This window comes from Pseudomonas sp. F2, assembly GCF_057174385.1.
In genome coordinates, this window is sequence record NZ_CM169904.1 from 3,861,571 (window position 1) to 3,878,379 (window position 16,809).

Genomic DNA, 16,809 nt, shown 5'->3' on the forward strand with positions numbered 1-16,809 from the left:
GGGGGCTGCTTCGCAACCCATCGGGGATGAATCCCCTCACCACACAAGCTCCTTCGCCACAAAGTCTTCCTTCAGATTGTGGTTACTTCGCAGCCCAGGAGTTGAAGCGCTGCTCCAGTTGCTCGCCGTTGTCAGCCCAGAAGCTGACGTCGATCTGCACCTGGTTGGCGATGTTTTCCGGAGTGGTCGGCATGTCTTTCAGGATCGCCTTGTCCAGCAACGGCACGGCCTGGGAGTTGGCCGGGCCGTAGGCGATGTTTTCCGAGTAGGTCTTCTGCTGTTGCGGCTGCACCGAGAACGCGATGAATTTCTTCGCCGCTTCGGCGCGCTTGGCGTCCAGACCTTTCGGGATCGCCCAGGCGTCGAAGTCGTAGATGCCGCCGTTCCACACCACTTTCAGGTTGGATTCTTTCTGCACGGCGGCGATGCGACCGTTGTAGGCCGAGCTCATCACCACGTCACCGGAAGCGAGGTACTGCGGTGGCTGGGCGCCGGCTTCCCACCACTGAATGTTCGGTTTGAGCTCATCCAGTTTCTTGAACGCACGATCCTGACCACCCTTGCTCGCCAGTTCTTTGTAGACGTCTTTCGGCGCCACACCGTCGGCCATCAGCGCGAATTCCAGGGTGTACTTGGCGCCTTTACGCAGGCCACGCTTGCCCGGGAATTTCTTGGTGTCCCAGAAATCGGCCCAGCTGGTTGGCGCGGTTTTCAGCTTGTCAGCGTTGTACGCGAGTACGGTCGACCAGACGAAGAAGCCCACGCCGCAAGGCTGAATCGCACCTTTGACGTAATCTTCGGTTTTGCCGAACAGCGCCGGGTCGAGTTGTTCGAACATGTCTTCATCGCAACCACGGGACAGCTCCGGCGATTCAACTTCCACCAGATCCCACGACACACTCTTGGTGTCGACCATGGCTTTGACCTTGGCCATTTCGCCGTTGTACTCGCCGGCCACGATCTTGCCGTTGCCCGCGGCTTCCCACGGTGCGTAGAAGGCTTTGACTTGCGCCGCCTTGTTCGCCCCGCCAAACGACACCACAGTCAAATCGGGACCGGCGGCCATCGCGCTGGCCGCACCCATCAGGCCCAGGGTCAGGGCGGTGAACTTCAGGGATCTCAACATTTATTGTTCTCTCCACGTGCAGGGTTGGTGTTGGTATTGCCGGGGCGATCAATGCGCCTCTAGAAGTGGGTCGAGTGCACGAACGTGCTCGACCTGCCAGCCAAGCGGTACCACGTCTCCGACCGCGAGCCCGGGATCGAGCTCGGCAATCGGCTGTTTCACGAAGAAGTCGGTCTTGCCGCAGACTTCCAGGCGCACCCGGACGTGGTCGCCCAGATAGATGAATTCCGCCACCCTCCCTGAGAAGCGGTTGACGCATTGGTCGCTCGAGCCATTGAGGCTGACGCGCTCCGGGCGGATCGACAGGGTCACCGGTTCGCCGGTCTGGCCGACGTTGACCGCCAGCGCCTCGACCTTCTCACCCCGGCCCAGCTCGACCACGCAACGCTCGCCGCTCTGACTGAGCAGGCGGCCGTTGAGGCGGTTGTTCTCGCCGATGAAGTTGGCGACGAAGGTGTTTTTCGGTTCTTCGTAGAGAGTGCGCGGCGGCGCGATCTGCTGGATTTCGCCCTGATGGAACACGGCGACGCGGTCGGACATGGTCAGCGCTTCACCCTGATCGTGGGTCACGTAGACCACCGTCACGCCGAGACGCTGGTGCAGGTGCTTGATCTCCATCTGCATGTGTTCGCGCAGTTGCTTGTCGAGCGCGCCCAGCGGTTCGTCCATCAGCACCAGTTGTGGTTCGAACACCAGCGCCCGGGCCAGCGCCACCCGCTGCTGCTGACCGCCGGAGAGTTGCGCCGGATAACGTGAGGCGAACGCGTCGAGCTGGACCATGCTCAGGACTTTCTTGACCTTGTCGCTGACGTCGCTCTTGTTCAGGCCACGTACGGTCAGCGGGAAGGCCAGATTCTCGGCCACGGTCATGTGCGGGAACAGCGCGTAGTTCTGGAACACCATGCCGATGTCGCGCTTGTGCGGCGGCACGTTGTTGATTGCACGGCCGGCCAGGAGGATTTCGCCGGCGGTCGGCGTTTCGAACCCGGCGAGCATCATCAGGCTGGTGGTCTTGCCCGAGCCGGACGGCCCGAGCAGGGTCAGGAACTCGCCTTTGCGAATGTCCAGGTTGAGGTCTTTGACGATCAGGTTCTCGCCGTCGTAGCTCTTCTGCACTCCACGAAAGCTGACCAGCACGTCACTGGCCCCTGCGTTTGAATCGACCTGGCTCATACCCACACCTTTGTTATTGGTAACTGCTGTGGATTAAGCCTAGTGGCTGGCGCCAGCCACGCAAATCGGGGCGCAGGAGAGAATCGCCTCAGCGGGATGGAAGGTTGGGGGTAGGGATTGCCCTACAAGGATGGCGCGTTTTGGCAAGCGAGCGACGAGCACCAAGCTGCGAGCCGCAAGAACAAGCAAAAGCGGTTGTCGCTGATGGATATGCCCACACGGTTCTAACTGTTGGAGCTGCCGAAGGCTGCGATCTTTTGATCTTGATCTTATGAAAACAAGATCAAAAGATCGCAGCCTTCGGCAGCTCCTACACACGGGATCAATGTGCTTAGAGGAGTTTGTGCTCCATCGCGTATTTGACCAGTTCGGCCAGCGAGGTGATGTTGAGCTTCTGCATCAGCCGCGCCTTGTGCGTGCTGATGGTCTTGCTGCTCAGCGCCAGTTGCTGGGCGATGTCGTTGACGTTGGCGCCTTGGGCCAGGCGTTCGAACACCGAGAATTCGCGCTCGGACAGCAGCGAATGCAACGGTCGCGTGTCGGTCAGGCCGACCTCGAAGACCATCCGGTCGGCCAGCTCCGGGTCAATGTAGCGCCCACCCGCCGCGACCTTGCGAATCGCCGTCAGCAGCAACGCGGGATCACTGTCTTTGGTCGCATAACCAGCAGCGCCGACCTTTAGCGCGCGAGCGGCCATTTGCGCCTCATCGTGCATCGACAGCACCAGAATCGCCGGTGAATTGTTCAACGCGCGAATCCGCGGGATCGCCTCCAGACCGTTGACGCCAGGCATCGAGATGTCCAGCAACACCACCTCGCACGGCACACTGCGCAGGGTTTCGAGCAACTGCTCGCCATTGCTCGCCTCCCCCACCACTTGCAGGTCCTTGGCCAGGCCGATCAATTGCTTGATGCCTTCCCGGACGATGGTGTGGTCTTCGGCTACCAGTACACGGATCAAATTTTTTCTCCAGATTTCAGGTACACACCAAACCCTGTGGGAGCGAGCCTGCTCGCGATAGCGTCAGCTCAAACACCACAAACCTTCAAACCTCACTCACCGGCACCCACACCTTCAGACTGGTGCCCTCACCCGGCTCACTCTCAAGCACCAGCCGCCCGCCCATGATCAACACCCGCTCGCGCATGCCAACCAGGCCAAAGGATGTCGGCCGCTGCGCCGTCGCGACAAAGCCTGCGCCATCATCGCTGACCGTCAGACACAACTCGTCGCCTTTCAGCGCCAGCGTCAGCTCCACAGTATGCGCTTGGGCGTGGCGCATCACATTGGTCAGCGCCTCCTGCAGGATGCGGAACAGCCCGATCGCCTTGGCGTCGCTGAGCACCGGCAGATTGTCCGGCACCTGCACCAGACATGGAATCTGCGTGCGCGCCTCGAATCGCCGCGCCTGCCACTCGATTGCCGAAGCGATCCCGGCATCGAGGATCGGCGGGCGCAGCGCCGTCGCCACATCGCGCACCAGCTGGAACAACTGGGCGATCAGGCGTTTCATGCTGTTCAACCGTTCGTGCAGGCCCGGATCGAGTTGCGCGTAGGCCAGCTCGCACATCGAGGTTTCCAGTTTCAGCACCGTGAGCATCTGCCCCAGCTCATCGTGCACTTCACGGGCAATGCGCGCCTTCTCTTCTTCGCGCACGCTTTCCAGGTGCGCCGACAGCTCGCGCAGTTGCTCGCGGGACGCCGCCAGTTCCAGTTCGATGCGCTTGCTTTCGCTGATGTCCCAGACGATGCCATCCCAGACATAGGCACCATCCTCCAGCTGGCGGGTGATTGCCTTGATCTCGGCCCAGCGTTGTTCACCCTGACGGGTGAGGATGCGGCCCTGCCACGACCAGTCACTGTCGGTGTCCAGTGCCTGGTCCTGGGTCCGGTGGTAACTGGCCTTGTCGTCCGGGTGCACCAGGCTGCGCAAGCCCATGTCGCGGTGCGCAATGGCGGCCGGCGCGTAGCCGACCAGACTCTCGCTGCCCTCGCTGATGTAGGCGAAATCGATCTGCCCGGTCACTGGCGCCCGCTCCAGGCGAAACACCAGCCCCGGTACGTTGGCGGCGATGCCTTGCAGGCGCGCTTCACTTTCCTGTAACGCGGCCAGCGCGCGGCGACGCTCGGTGACGTCGGTGAGATAAACCACCAGATACTCGCTGTCGCGAAAGCGCAGAAAACTCAGCGAAACGTCCGCCGGCAGGACGCTGCCATCAGCGCGCACGCAGCTGGTTTCAAAGCTCAGCGGTCCTTCTTCACTGGCCCGCGCACGCTTCCACAGGTTGAGCCAGCGGTCCATGTGCAGACCGGGTTCGAAATCGATCAGCGGCCGTTCGATCAACGCGCCCTGTGGATAACCGAGCATGCTTTCCGCCGCGCGGTTGGCGTAACGCACATGGCTGTCCCAGTTGACCCAAAGAATGCCGACAGTACTTTGATCGATGGAAAACTGGGTCAGGCGCAAGGCTTCTTCGCTGGCCGCGCGCAGGGCGATGTCTTCCCGGGCGGTCAACAGACGGTGTTCGAGGCTGTGTTGCTGGCGTCGTTGCCAGACCACAATGGCCACACAACTGAGCAACAACACCGCAAACAGCAAACTGAGGTTCTGCCAGAACCCCGGCGACTCCGACAGACGCGGGTATTTGGGTTGCAGCCATTGCGTGTGCAGGCGTTCCAGATCCTTCGCGGGAATCGCCCGCAGAGCACTTTCAACAATGCCGGCCAACGCCGGCCAGTCGCGCCGTGTGGCAATCCGCAACAGCTGCGGCAAGCCGATATCGCCGACCACCACCAACCCGGCGAACTCAGGTTCGGCAGACAACCGTCCGAGTTGCGCCTCATCCACCACGGCGTAGGACGCCTGCTGGGTCAACAGCAGTTGCAGCGCCTGACGCTCCAGCGGCACGCCTTGCAGATTCAGATGGGGATAGGTGCTGCGCAAATAGTCTGCCGTCACGCTGGGCATGCGCACGGCGACGCGCGACAGGCTGTCGAGTTTTTCCAGCTCGACCACGCCGCCGCTCTTCTGGTCGCTGACCACCAGCTGCGGCACCCGCATGTAGGGATCGGAAAACTGCCACAGGCGCAGTGCACCCGGGGTCTGGGTCAGGCCCGGGGCGATGTCGATTTCGCCTTCGCGGGCGGCCTCCTCCAGTTGCGCCAGATCCTGAAAATTGCGCCAGCTCAGCTCGACGTTCAAGGTCTTGGCCAGTGACTTCATCAATTCGACATTAGCCCCGGACAAGCGCTGCAGACGTCGGTCGTACTGCGCGTACGGCGCCTGCAGCACCAGGCCCACACGCAACTCACGGTGCTGCGCCAGCCATTGCTGCTCGGCGGGCGTCAACAGCGCTGCATGCGCCGCCGGCGCAGACGCCGCCCAGCCCATCAAGGGAAAACACAACCAGCCGATAACCCACAGGCAGCAAAAACGCATCATTGAAGTCTCTTGCACTGACAAATTCTGACCAACCCATTAGGCTGCCGGGATACTTTTCTGGCCTGGAATAACCGATGCCCTCTGTCTATCGCCTGGCAATGCCAGCATTGTGCCTGTCGCTGATCCTGCCTTGTGCGTTTTCCGTCGAAGCCGCCGATCCGGCGCCCGCCTCCACCGCCGAGCAACCGGCCGCCGAAAAACCCGCCGAACGCCAGCCACTGCTTGAGCGTAGTCAGGAAGAAGCCGCAGCACTCGAACGTAAAGTCCCGGCGCAAGAGCAGCAGCAACTGCAGGCCGGCGCCGACACTTTCCTCGCCCTGTGGAAACCGGCCAACACTGCCGAACCCAAAGGTGCGGTCATTATTGTGCCGGGCGCCGGCGAAACCGCTGACTGGCCGCAAGTGATCGCCCCGCTGCGCAACAAATTGCCCGACGTCGAGTGGAGCAGCCTGAGTATCACCCTGCCGGATCTGCAAAGCGATGTCATCGCTCCACGCGTGATTGCGCCCGCCGCCGCGCCAAAAGCCGCGGAAAGTGGCAGCAAGGATTCCACCACCGCGCAACCGATCGAACAGGCTGCGGGCGGCGAAGCGGACGTGGCGGATCAGGTCGTGGCCGAAACGACTGAAGAACAATCCAAGGCGGATGCCGAGCGAATCTTTGCGCGGATCGACGCGGCCATTGCCTACGCCGAGCAACAAAGCGCACGCCGGGTCGTGATCCTCGGTCACGGTACGGGCGCGTACTGGGCGGCGCGTTTCCTCAGCGAGCGGCAGAGTTCGCAGGTCGAGAAGCTAGTGATGGTCGATGCGCAAACGCCAAGTAAAGCCAAGCCGCAACTGGCCGAGCTGACGCCGACCCTGAAGTTGCCGACGGCGGACATTTTCTACATGGACAAGGCGCTGGATCGTAACGCGGCGCTGGAGCGCATGCAGGCCAGCAAGCGCCTGAAGACTTCGGCGTTCAGCCAGGTGGCGCTCAAGGCGTTGCCGGACAAAAAGGCTGAGCAGGAACAGTTGTTTCGGCGGGTGCGTGGCTGGTTGAATCCGCAGAAGACTGACTGACTGGAAGACCGAGTCGCCCCATTCGCGAGCAGGCTCGCTCCCACACTGATCGCATTCCTACAGACGGAATGCATTCAACTGTGGGAGCGAGCCTGCTCGCGATGAGGCCATTTCAGCCAACCCATATTTAACGGCAACGATCAGCGAAAATCCCGCCGCGCCCGAATCAGGGTAAACGCGTTGTGCAACTCACGGGTTTTCTCGGTCGCCTCGCGCACCTGCTCAGGCGTCGCACCGCTGCCGGCGATCTTGTCCGGGTGATGACGACTGAGCAGCCGTCGATAGGCGCGCTTGATCTGTGCCGGCTCGCTGGTCGCCGACACGCCGAGCAGGCGCATCGCTTCCTGATAACTCACCGCCGCACTGACAATCGGCCGTTTATTCGGCTCGTAATCATTGGCCAGCGCCTGGATCTGGTGCGTCGTCCAGCCCAGCCACTTGCCCCACTGCGCCAATAATTCGCGCTCACTGACACCCGCACGACCGTCGGCCCAGACCATCCGCCAGCAGGCACGCAACACGCCTTCGGCGGCATGCGGCTGAGCACTCAGGCGCCGCAGATAACCGCGCAGGCGGTCACCGCCGGACTTGCCGCGATTGAACGCAGCAATCGCCCGCCGCCGCGCCGGCTCGCTCATTTCCAACGCGTTCATTTCGTTGCGCGCCTGCTGGATATGGCCGTCCGTCACCCGCCCGTCACTCTTGGCCAGACGCCCGAGCAGCACGAACAACAGTTCGTCGTTGCGCAACATCGGCCGCCCGCCGAGCTTTTCCCGCAGATGCCCCCAGCTTTGCAAGTGCAGGCGCCGATCCAGCGCCTGTCCCAACAATGCCCCAAGCATGGCCCCCGGAATGCTGGCGATCGCAAAACCCGCTCCGGCTCCAATCAGAGTCCCTGGCCACAACATATCAACGACTCGCTTCTATCAATGCTTCAGCTTCGGCCAGACGCTCATGCGTGCCGACATCCACCCAATGGCCTTTCAGACGTTCACCGCTGACCTGCCCGTTTGCCATGGCTATGCGCAGCAACGGTGCAAGCTTGAATGCGCCGTCCGCGCAACCATCGAACAACTGCGGATGCAGGACGGCGATGCCGCTGTAGGTCAGAGTTGCCGCGTCCGGTTGGCCATCGATCACCTGACCGTCGGTCAAGGTGAAATCGCCTTGCGGGTGGTGGGCCGGGTTGTCCGCCAGCACCAGATGCGCCAGACCGTTGATCGGTTGGTGCAGTACGCTGAAGTCGTAGTCGGTCCAGATATCGCCGTTGACCACCAAAAAGGCGTCGTCACCGAGCAATGGCAAAGCACGGAAAATCCCGCCGCCGGTTTCCAGCGGCTCGCCTTCCGGCGAGTACTGGATGCTCACGCCAAACTGCGAACCGTCGCCCAGGTAATCCTCGATCTGCTGACCGAGCCAGGCATGGTTGATCACGATTTCACTGAAACCGGCCGCCGCCAGCGCCCGCAGGTGGTATTCGATCAACGGCACGCCACCGGCACGCACCAGCGGTTTCGGGGTGGTCAGGGTCAGGGGGCGCATGCGCTCGCCCTTGCCTGCTGCCAGTATCATCGCCTTCATGCGATCGCTCCACCACGCAGACTGGCGAGCAATGCCTGCAGATCCGCCAGTTCAGGACGACGCGCAATCACCGCTTCTATATAGGCGAAGAAACGCGGCACGTCGGCCAGGTAGCGCGGTTTGCCATCGCGATGGCAGATGCGGGCGAAGATACCGATGACTTTCAGGTGCCGCTGTACGCCCATCAGGTCGCTGGCACGCAGGAAGTCTTCGAAGTCGGCCTGCACCGGAATGTCCAGCGCCGAGGCTTGCTGCCAATAACTTTCCAGCCAACCGCGCACGCGCTCTTCAGGCCAACTGAGGAAGGCGTCTTTGAACAGGCAGGTGACGTCGTAGGTGACCGGGCCGTAGACCGCATCCTGAAAGTCCAGCACGCCGGGATTCGGCTCGCTGAGCATCAGATTGCGCGGCATGTAGTCGCGGTGCACCAGAACTTTCGGCTGGGCCAGTGCGCTGTCGATCAGCAGTTCGCTGACGGACTGCCATTGTTGCTGCTGTGCTGCGTCGAACTCGATGCCGAGTTCGCGTTTCACGTACCACTCGGGGAACAATTCCAGCTCACGGCGCAGCAGCGCGACGTCGTAGCTCGGCAGCGGTGCGACCATCGGTAATTGCTGAAAAGCCAACAGCGCCTGCAGGGCATCGCTGAACAATGCATCGGCATTTTCGCCGTCGATTACGTCGAGATAGGTCTTGTTGCCCAGGTCATTGAGCAAAAGAAAACCGCGTTCGAGGTCTTCTGCATAAATTTTCGGCACGTTAATTCCGGATTTCGCCAGCAAAAAGGCGATATCCACGAACGGTTTGCAGTTTTCCTGGGGCGGTGGCGCGTCCATCACGACGAAACTGCGGCCCGCGCCTTCCCAGCGGAAATACCGGCGGAAACTCGCGTCGCTGCTGGCCGCGGTCAACGTGGCCGGGGGCACGGTGCCCCAGCCTTGATCTGCAAACAGGATTGCCAACTGCTCATCGAGCCAAACTTTCAGGTGTTGCAAGCGTACATCTTGGTCAGGCATTGCAAGGGTCTCCGACGGCGCTAGCCGTCAAGCGGGTCATGCTTTATTATCCAGCATCTTTTTCAGACCATCGAGAGGCGTGCGGCCCACACCGCGGGCAGATGGCACGCAGGAAGCCCGGACTAATAAGATGGCATTGAAATCCCCCGCGTTTCGTAAAAAATTTCCGTTGTTGGTAACCGGCAGTCTGCTGGCTATGCAACCTCTGGCCAGTCAATTCGTTGTTGCCGCCGAGCAGTATGACTGCGCCGTCTCGGCAACGGGTGGCTGGGCGTGTGCGCCCAAGACGCCGGCAGCTGCATTGCCGCCGCGTCCGGTGCATGACGGCAGTGCCGTCAGCGCCGCCGGCGAAGCCCCGGCCCAGAACGGTTCCACTGCCGACACCGGCGCCAAGCCTGTGCTGGTCACCGAAGCCAAGGGCCGCGGCCTGAAATCCCGTAGCGAAGACTACAGTCACCTCGACTGGGTTCCGCGCGAGAAGCTCACCGCCGCCCAATTGGCCGAGACCGGCCCTTACTGCTCTGGTTCCTATATCGAACCGATTCGTCCTGGCATGAATGACAAGACGAATAAAAGTGACGCACCGACCTTTATCGGCGCCAAGGCCTCGCGCTACAACACCGAAGATCAGGTGGGTACGCTGGCCGGCGACGTGGTCCTGCGTCAGGGCAGCATGCAGGTAGAGTCCGACGAGGCCAGCCTCTATCAGGCCGAGAGCCGTGCCGAACTCAACGGCGACGTGCGCATTCGCGACAACGGTGCACTGATCGTCGGCGACCACGCCGATGTGCAGCTCGACACCGGTGAAGCCAAGGTCGACAACGCCGAATACGTGATGCACAAATCGCGCATCCGCGGTAACGCGCTGTACGCCAAGCGTGCCGAGAACGCGATCATCCGCTTGAAGGACGGCACGTACACCACGTGCGAACCGAACAGCAACGCGTGGCAGCTCAAGGGCAACAACATCACCCTGAACCCGGCCACCGGCTTCGGTACCGCGACCAACGTGACACTGCGGGTCAAGGACATTCCGATCCTGTACACGCCGTACATCTACTTCCCGATCGACGATCGTCGCCAATCGGGTTTCCTGCCGCCGACCATCGGTACCGGCAGCGATACCGGCTTCATGCTGGTCACCCCGTACTACTTCAACCTGGCGCCGAACTACGATGCCACGTTGTACCCGCGTTACATGAGCAAGCGCGGCATGCTGGTCGAAGGCGAGTTCCGTTACCTGACCAAGTCCAGCGAAGGCCAGTTCGGTGCGGCGTATCTGAACGACGAAGATACCGATCGCAGCAAGCAGACCGATTACGAAAAAAATCGCTACATGTACAACTGGCAGCACAAGGGCGGACTCGACTCCCGTGTGATGACTCAGGTTGACTACACCAAGATCAGCGATCCGTACTACTTCCAGGACCTGACCACCGATCAGATCGGTGTGAAGAGCGCTGACTATGTGAATCAGCAGGGTTCGGTGACCTACCGTGGCGACTCGTACACTGCCATGTTGAACGCTCAGGCTTACCAGCTGGCGACCGTATCGAACATCACTCCGTATGACCGTCTGCCGCAGATCACCTTCAATGGTCAACTGCCGTATCACCCGGAAGGGTTGAATTTCGATTACGAGACCGAGATTGTGCGGTTTGATCGTGATCTGAAAAATGGCACGTTCACCAACGAAGACGGGACTACTGTCGAACCACGCCTCGACAATAACGTTACTGGCCTGGCCCGTGCCAACGGCGACCGTCTGAACCTGAAGCCTGGTGTCAGCCTGCCGATGAACTGGACCTATGGCTTCCTGAAGCCATCGCTCAAGTACCAGTACACCCAATACCAGCTGGATCTCGACGGCACCGGCAAGTCGCAGATCGATGCGATGACTCCTGAGCAGCAGAAGCTCAATGGCAAGTTCGACAGCAACCAGAACCGCGGCGTACCGATCGCCAGCGTCGACAGCGGCCTGTACTTCGACCGCAACACGTCGTACTTCGGCAAGAACTATCGCCAGACTCTGGAACCGCGCCTGTTCTACCTGTATGTACCCAAGGTTGATCAGGAAGACATTCCGGTATTCGACACCGGTGAATACACCTTCAACTACGCGTCACTGTTCCGAGACAACCGCTTCTCTGGCTCCGACCGTGTCGGCGACGAGAACAAGCTGTCGCTGGGCGTGACCAGCCGCTGGATCGAAGACAACGGTTTCGAGCGTCAGCGCATCAGCGTCGGTCAGGCGTACTACTTCAAGGATCGCGAAGTTCAACTGCCAGGCATCGCGTTCAAGGATCGCAAAGACGCCCACTCCGACGTATCGCCATACGCGCTGGAATACGAATACCGCTGGAACCGCGATTGGCGCACCACGGCTGACTACAACTGGGATCCGGACAGCCGCAGCCCGCGTTCCGGCAGCGCGATGTTCCATTACCAGCCTGAAGACAACCCGAACAAGGTGGTCAACGTCGGTTATCGCTATCGCAACGACCAGATCCGTTACGACCAGAACACCGGCAAGTGGGCTGTGGGCGGCGGCGACTACGGCACGCCCGGCCAGCCTGGCTACGTGAAGGACTACTACAAGATCCAGCAGCATGACTTCTCGGTCATCTGGCCGATCGTTCCGCAGTGGAGCGCGATCAGCCGCTGGCAGTACGACTACAACCGCAACCGTACACTGGAAGCCTTTGGTGGTTTCGAGTACGACAACTGCTGCTGGAAACTGCGCCTGATCAACCGTTACTGGGTTTCCTACGACGAATTCAGTCAGGAAGCTCCACAAAACGAAAAAGGCGACCACGGCGTCTTCCTCCAAATTGTTCTGAAGGGACTCGGCGGCCTGACTGGCGCCAAGGTAGAGAGCTTCCTCGACAAAGGCATCCAAGGTTATCGTCAACGTGAAGACCAAGCTTTCTGACTCTCTGCGCCCGCTGTTGCTGGGCGCGCTGTTCCTGGGTACTGCGGCCAACGCCGCAGTACAGTCCATCGATAAAGTGGTTGCGATCGTCGATAACGACGTGGTCATGCAGAGCCAACTGGACCAGCGTGTCCATGAAGTTCAGCAGACCATCGCCAAGCGTGGCGGCGGCATGCCGCCGCCGGGCGTGCTGGATCAGCAGGTGCTCGAACGCCTGATCGTCGAAAACCTGCAACTGCAGATCGGCGAGCGTTCCGGCATCCGCATTACCGACGAAGAGCTGAACCAGGCAGTTGGCACCATCGCCCAGCGCAACAACATGACCGTGGATCAATTCCGCGCCGCCCTGGCTCACGACGGTTTGTCCTATGACGACGCCCGTGACCAGATCAAGCGCGAGATGATCATCAGCCGTGTGCGTCAGCGCCGCGTGGCGGAACGCATTCAGGTCTCCGAGCAGGAAGTGAAGAACTTCCTCGCTTCCGACCTGGGCAAGATGCAACTGTCCGAAGAACTGCACCTGGCCAACATCCTGATCCCGACGCCGGAAAGCGCCAACTCTGATGCGATTCAGAGCGCTTACCGTCAGGCGATGGACGTTTACCAGCAACTCAAGCAAGGCGCTGACTTCGGTCAGATGGCCGTGGCCAAATCCGGCAGCGACAACGCTCTGGAAGGTGGCGACATGGGCTGGCGTAAAGCTGCGCAATTGCCACCGCCGTTCGACCGTGAGCTGAGCAGCATGGCCGTTGGCGACATCACTCAGCCTGCACGTACCCCGGGTGGTTTCATCATCCTCAAGTTGCTGGCCAAACGGGGTGGCGAAACCCAGATGCGTGATGAGGTGCATGTGCGCCACATCCTGGTCAAGCCAAGCCCGATCCGCGACGAAGCCAAGACCAAAGCCCTGGTGCAATCGCTGTACGAGCGCATCCTGGCCGGTGAAGACTTCGCTGAGCTGGCGAAGAACTATTCCGAAGACCCGGGTTCGGCGCTCAACGGCGGCGACTTGAACTGGATCGACCCGAACGCACTGGTACCGGAATTCCGCGAAGTGATGGCCAAGACCCCACAAGGTCAGCTGTCCAAGCCGTTCCAGACCCAGTACGGCTGGCACGTGCTGGAAGTCCTTGGCCGCCGCGCCACCGACAGCACCGAATCGGCACGCGAGCAACAGGCTATGAATGTTCTGCGTAACAAAAAATACGATGAAGAGCTGCAAAACTGGCTGCGTCAGATTCGTGAAGAAGCCTACGTAGAAATCAAACTCCCTGGTGCAGACCAGGCAGCGCAGTGAAACCCAAGCGTTTCGCGCTGACACCCGGCGAACCAGCCGGCATCGGTCCCGACCTGTGCCTGCTGCTCGCCTCGCAAGCCCAGCCACATCCCCTGATTGCCATCACCAGCCGCGACCTGCTCACCGAGCGGGCCGCGCAGTTGGGGCTGGCCGTCAATTTGCTTGAGGTTGCGCCTGACAACTGGCCGGCTGTTCCAGCCCCCGCTGGCAGCCTGTATGTCTGGGACACTCCACTCAGCACTCCCGTGGTCGCTGGTCAACTGAACAAGGCTAACGCCGCCTTCGTCCTCGACACCCTGACCCGTGCCGGCAACGGCTGCCTGAACGGCGACTTCGCCGGGATGATCACCGCACCGGTACACAAGGGCGTGATCAACGAATCCGGTATCCCGTTCTCCGGACACACGGAATTCCTCGCCGACCTGACCCACACCGCCCAAGTGGTGATGATGCTCGCTACTCGCGGCTTGCGCGTGGCACTGGTGACCACTCACCTGCCCCTGCGCGAGATTGCCGATGCAATCACCCCGGAGCGGCTGGAGCGGGTCACGCGAATTCTGCACGCCGACCTGCAAGACAAATTCGGCATCGCCCGGCCACGCATTCTGGTCTGCGGACTCAACCCGCACGCCGGCGAAGGCGGACACCTGGGCCATGAAGAAATCGACATCATCGAACCGACATTGGAGCGCCTGCGCGGCGAGGGCATGGACCTCCGTGGCCCGCTGCCTGCCGACACTCTGTTTACCCCCAAATATCTGGAGCACTGCGACGCAGTGCTGGCGATGTACCACGACCAGGGCCTGCCCGTGCTGAAGTACAAAGGCTTCGGCGCGGCGGTCAACGTGACCCTCGGCCTGCCGATCATCCGCACGTCGGTCGACCACGGCACTGCCCTGGATCTGGCTGGCAGCGGCAAGATCGACACCGGCAGCCTGCAGGTCGCCCTGGAAACCGCCTACCAGATGGCCGAGACCCGTTTATGACCGAGCAATACCAACACAAGGCGCGCAAACGCTTTGGCCAGAACTTCCTGCACGATGCCGGCGTCATCGACCGCATCCTGCGCTCCATCAGCGCCAAGCCTGACGACCGCATGCTGGAAATCGGCCCGGGCCAGGGCGCACTGACCGCCGGCATCCTCAATTCCGGCGCGCAACTCGACGTGGTGGAACTGGACAAGGACCTGATCCCGATCCTCAACCAGCAGTTCGCCGGCAAGAGCAACTTCAACCTGCATCAGGGCGATGCGCTGAAGTTCGACTTCAACACCCTCAACGCCGCGCCGAACAGCCTGCGTGTGGTGGGCAACCTGCCTTACAACATTTCCACGCCGCTGATTTTCCATCTGCTGAACAACGCCGGCATCATTCGCGACATGCACTTCATGCTGCAGAAAGAAGTGGTCGAGCGTCTGGCGGCCGGTCCGGGCGGCGGCGACTGGGGTCGTCTGTCGATCATGGTTCAGTACCACTGCCGCGTGGAACACCTGTTCAACGTCGGCCCGGGCGCGTTCAATCCGCCGCCGAAGGTCGACTCGGCCATCGTCCGTCTCGTGCCGCACGCGGTGCTGCCGCACCCGGCCAAGGATCATCGCCTGCTGGAGCGCGTCGTTCGCGAAGCCTTCAACCAGCGTCGCAAGACCCTGCGCAACACCCTCAAGCAATTGATGACCGCCGCCGAGATCGAAGCCGCCGGCGTCGATGGCAGCCTGCGTCCCGAACAACTGGACCTGGCCGCATTCGTGCGCCTGGCCGACAAGCTCGCCGAGCAGGTTGCTGCCGCGCCTGCCGCCGACTGACCGGCGATGAACGCTATCGGGCAGGACGCCACTCTGGTTTACTGCCCGATACTTGCCTAGACTGACTCTTCATCAGCTACGCCACGCGTTCCGCTTCGTTAAGGCCCTTTTGCATGTCCGATTCCCGTTACCAGGTCGATGTCAGCGTCGTTACCCATTATTTGGCAGACCAGTCGCAACCCGAGCACGACCGCTTCGCCTTCGCCTACACCATCACCGTACAGAACAATGGCGAAAAGCCCGCCCGCCTGATGTCGCGGCACTGGGTGATCACCGACGGTGACGGGCATGTCGAAGAGGTTCGCGGCGCCGGTGTTGTCGGCCAGCAACCGCTGATCGAGGTCGGCAAAAGTCACACTTACAGCAGCGGCACAGTGATGACCACCAAGGTCGGCACCATGCAGGGCTCTTACGAAATGGTCGCCGACGATGGCAAGCATTTCGATGCGATCATCAAGCCTTTTCGCCTCGCCGTGCCTGGAGCCCTGCACTGATGACGACGTACGCCGTCGGCGACCTGCAAGGCTGCCTTGATCCGCTCAAGTGCTTGCTCAAGCAAGTCGCGTTCGACCCCAGGCTTGATCGGCTGTGGCTGGTCGGTGATCTGGTCAATCGCGGACCTCAGTCGCTGGAGACTCTGCGCTTTCTCTATGGCATGCGCGACTCACTGGTCTGCGTACTCGGCAACCACGATCTGCATCTGCTCGCCGCCGCCAACAACATCGAGCGCCTGAAGAAATCCGACACCCTGCGCGAGATTCTCGAAGCCCCCGATGCGGCTGACCTGCTCGAATGGCTGCGCCAACAGAAACTCATGCACTATGACGAACAGCGCGAAGTCGCCATGGTGCACGCGGGCATCCCCCCGCAGTGGTCCTTGCGCAAGGCCTTGAAGTACGCCGCCGAAGCCGAAGCCGCGCTGCGTGACGACAACCTGTTTCCGTTGTACCTCGATGGCATGTACGGCAACGAGCCGGCGAAGTGGGACAGCGATCTCACCGGCGTGACCCGCCTGCGCGTGATCACCAACTATTTCACCCGCATGCGCTTCTGCACCGCCGACGGCAAGCTCGACCTCAAGAGCAAGGAAGGCCTCGACACCGCGCCACCGGGCTACAAACCGTGGTTTCAGCACAAGGAGCGCAAAACCCGTGGCCTGCGGATCATTTTCGGCCACTGGGCCGCACTGGAAGGTGATGTCCGTGAACCGGGCGTCTCGGCACTGGACACCGGTTGTGTCTGGGGCGGCAGCCTGACCCTGATGAACGTCGACAGCGGCGAGCGCGTGTCGTGCAAATGCGATGAGCACGGCGGACTTGCCCCGACCGTCGCGCCACTTATCCCCGAAACGTCGCCAGTCAGCGTCCCGCGTTAGA

14 protein-coding genes are annotated in these 16,809 nt (G+C 61.3%); 7 read left to right on the top strand and 7 right to left on the bottom strand.

Annotation, left to right across the window (positions count from 1 at the left end):
- Positions 1–82: 82 nt before the first annotated feature.
- The 4 genes from AC193Q_RS17445 to AC193Q_RS17460 all read right to left on the bottom strand — a co-directional run bounded on the left by AC193Q_RS17445 (position 83) and on the right by AC193Q_RS17460 (position 5,742).
- Positions 83–1,126, bottom strand: coding sequence for an ABC transporter substrate-binding protein (locus AC193Q_RS17445; protein WP_121187472.1), 1,044 nt, complete (start codon positions 1,124–1,126; stop codon positions 83–85).
- Positions 1,127–1,174: 48 nt separating this feature from the next.
- On the bottom strand, positions 1,175–2,299 hold the full coding sequence (locus AC193Q_RS17450) for an ABC transporter ATP-binding protein (protein ID WP_047296967.1): 1,125 nt from the start codon (positions 2,297–2,299) through the stop codon (positions 1,175–1,177).
- 331 nt (positions 2,300–2,630) lie between these two features.
- Entirely contained in the window at positions 2,631–3,260 is a 630-nt protein-coding gene (locus AC193Q_RS17455; RefSeq protein ID WP_121187474.1) for a response regulator transcription factor, read from the bottom strand.
- Positions 3,261–3,345: 85 nt separating this feature from the next.
- The gene (locus AC193Q_RS17460) at positions 3,346–5,742 is read right to left on the bottom strand and encodes a sensor histidine kinase (RefSeq protein ID WP_121187476.1); all 2,397 of its coding nucleotides are present in this window, start codon (positions 5,740–5,742) and stop codon (positions 3,346–3,348) included.
- Positions 5,743–5,816: 74 nt separating this feature from the next.
- On the opposite strand from AC193Q_RS17460, the gene AC193Q_RS17465 reads away from it, so the two are divergent.
- Positions 5,817–6,806 carry an alpha/beta hydrolase family protein gene (locus AC193Q_RS17465; protein ID WP_047296969.1) on the top strand — a complete coding sequence of 330 codons (990 nt, stop codon included), beginning with the start codon at positions 5,817–5,819 and terminating at the stop codon, positions 6,804–6,806.
- 140 nt (positions 6,807–6,946) lie between these two features.
- Here the strand turns inward: AC193Q_RS17465 and AC193Q_RS17470 are convergent, their stop codons facing one another.
- The 3 genes from AC193Q_RS17470 to AC193Q_RS17480 are packed head-to-tail and all read right to left on the bottom strand — an operon-like array spanning position 6,947 to position 9,403.
- Entirely contained in the window at positions 6,947–7,714 is a 768-nt protein-coding gene (locus AC193Q_RS17470; RefSeq protein ID WP_041070087.1) for a TerB family tellurite resistance protein, read from the bottom strand.
- A gap of 1 nt (position 7,715) precedes the next feature.
- Complete coding sequence (gene murU, locus AC193Q_RS17475; protein WP_047296970.1) at positions 7,716–8,387, bottom strand: N-acetylmuramate alpha-1-phosphate uridylyltransferase MurU; 672 nt, start codon at positions 8,385–8,387, stop codon at positions 7,716–7,718.
- Positions 8,384–9,403, bottom strand: a complete 1,020-nt coding sequence (locus AC193Q_RS17480; RefSeq protein ID WP_047296972.1) for an aminoglycoside phosphotransferase family protein — start codon at positions 9,401–9,403, stop codon at positions 8,384–8,386. Before AC193Q_RS17480 ends, murU begins: the two co-directional genes overlap by 4 nt.
- A gap of 130 nt (positions 9,404–9,533) precedes the next feature.
- Between AC193Q_RS17480 and AC193Q_RS17485 the strand changes: the two genes are divergently transcribed.
- The 6 genes from AC193Q_RS17485 to AC193Q_RS17510 all read left to right on the top strand — a co-directional run bounded on the left by AC193Q_RS17485 (position 9,534) and on the right by AC193Q_RS17510 (position 16,808).
- On the top strand, positions 9,534–12,335 hold the full coding sequence (locus AC193Q_RS17485; protein WP_121187479.1) for an LPS-assembly protein LptD: 2,802 nt from the start codon (positions 9,534–9,536) through the stop codon (positions 12,333–12,335).
- Positions 12,316–13,632: a peptidylprolyl isomerase SurA gene (gene surA, locus AC193Q_RS17490; RefSeq protein WP_121187481.1), complete on the top strand. Its 1,317-nt coding sequence runs from the start codon at positions 12,316–12,318 to the stop codon at positions 13,630–13,632. Before AC193Q_RS17485 ends, surA begins: the two co-directional genes overlap by 20 nt.
- A complete protein-coding gene (pdxA, locus tag AC193Q_RS17495) occupies positions 13,629–14,618 on the top strand; it encodes a 4-hydroxythreonine-4-phosphate dehydrogenase PdxA (RefSeq protein WP_047296980.1) in 990 nt (329 codons plus the stop codon). Before surA ends, pdxA begins: the two co-directional genes overlap by 4 nt.
- Positions 14,615–15,433, top strand: a complete 819-nt coding sequence (gene rsmA, locus AC193Q_RS17500; protein WP_121187483.1) for a 16S rRNA (adenine(1518)-N(6)/adenine(1519)-N(6))-dimethyltransferase RsmA — start codon at positions 14,615–14,617, stop codon at positions 15,431–15,433. Before pdxA ends, rsmA begins: the two co-directional genes overlap by 4 nt.
- Positions 15,434–15,546: 113 nt before the next feature.
- Positions 15,547–15,927, top strand: a complete 381-nt coding sequence (gene apaG / locus AC193Q_RS17505) for a Co2+/Mg2+ efflux protein ApaG (RefSeq protein WP_047296984.1) — start codon at positions 15,547–15,549, stop codon at positions 15,925–15,927.
- Positions 15,927–16,808 (top strand): symmetrical bis(5'-nucleosyl)-tetraphosphatase, encoded by an 882-nt coding sequence (locus AC193Q_RS17510; RefSeq protein ID WP_047296986.1) that lies wholly within the window; start codon positions 15,927–15,929, stop codon positions 16,806–16,808. The genes apaG and AC193Q_RS17510 overlap by 1 nt, the downstream gene beginning before the upstream one ends.
- Position 16,809 lies beyond the last annotated feature (1 nt).

What these genes read in the sequence shown, in the direction of transcription:
- rsmA (WP_121187483.1), top strand. Translation starts at nt 14,615, where the DNA reads ATGACCGAGCAATACCAACACAAGGCGCGCAAACGCTTTGGCCAGAAC.
- AC193Q_RS17445 (WP_121187472.1), bottom strand. Translation starts at nt 1,126, where the DNA reads ATGTTGAGATCCCTGAAGTTCACCGCCCTGACCCTGGGCCTGATGGGT.
- AC193Q_RS17485 (WP_121187479.1), top strand. Translation starts at nt 9,534, where the DNA reads ATGGCATTGAAATCCCCCGCGTTTCGTAAAAAATTTCCGTTGTTGGTA.
- AC193Q_RS17465 (WP_047296969.1), top strand. Translation starts at nt 5,817, where the DNA reads ATGCCCTCTGTCTATCGCCTGGCAATGCCAGCATTGTGCCTGTCGCTG.
- murU (WP_047296970.1), bottom strand. Translation starts at nt 8,387, where the DNA reads ATGAAGGCGATGATACTGGCAGCAGGCAAGGGCGAGCGCATGCGCCCC.
- AC193Q_RS17510 (WP_047296986.1), top strand. Translation starts at nt 15,927, where the DNA reads ATGACGACGTACGCCGTCGGCGACCTGCAAGGCTGCCTTGATCCGCTC.
- AC193Q_RS17460 (WP_121187476.1), bottom strand. Translation starts at nt 5,742, where the DNA reads ATGATGCGTTTTTGCTGCCTGTGGGTTATCGGCTGGTTGTGTTTTCCC.
- AC193Q_RS17450 (WP_047296967.1), bottom strand. Translation starts at nt 2,299, where the DNA reads ATGAGCCAGGTCGATTCAAACGCAGGGGCCAGTGACGTGCTGGTCAGC.
- AC193Q_RS17470 (WP_041070087.1), bottom strand. Translation starts at nt 7,714, where the DNA reads ATGTTGTGGCCAGGGACTCTGATTGGAGCCGGAGCGGGTTTTGCGATC.
- AC193Q_RS17480 (WP_047296972.1), bottom strand. Translation starts at nt 9,403, where the DNA reads ATGCCTGACCAAGATGTACGCTTGCAACACCTGAAAGTTTGGCTCGAT.
- apaG (WP_047296984.1), top strand. Translation starts at nt 15,547, where the DNA reads ATGTCCGATTCCCGTTACCAGGTCGATGTCAGCGTCGTTACCCATTAT.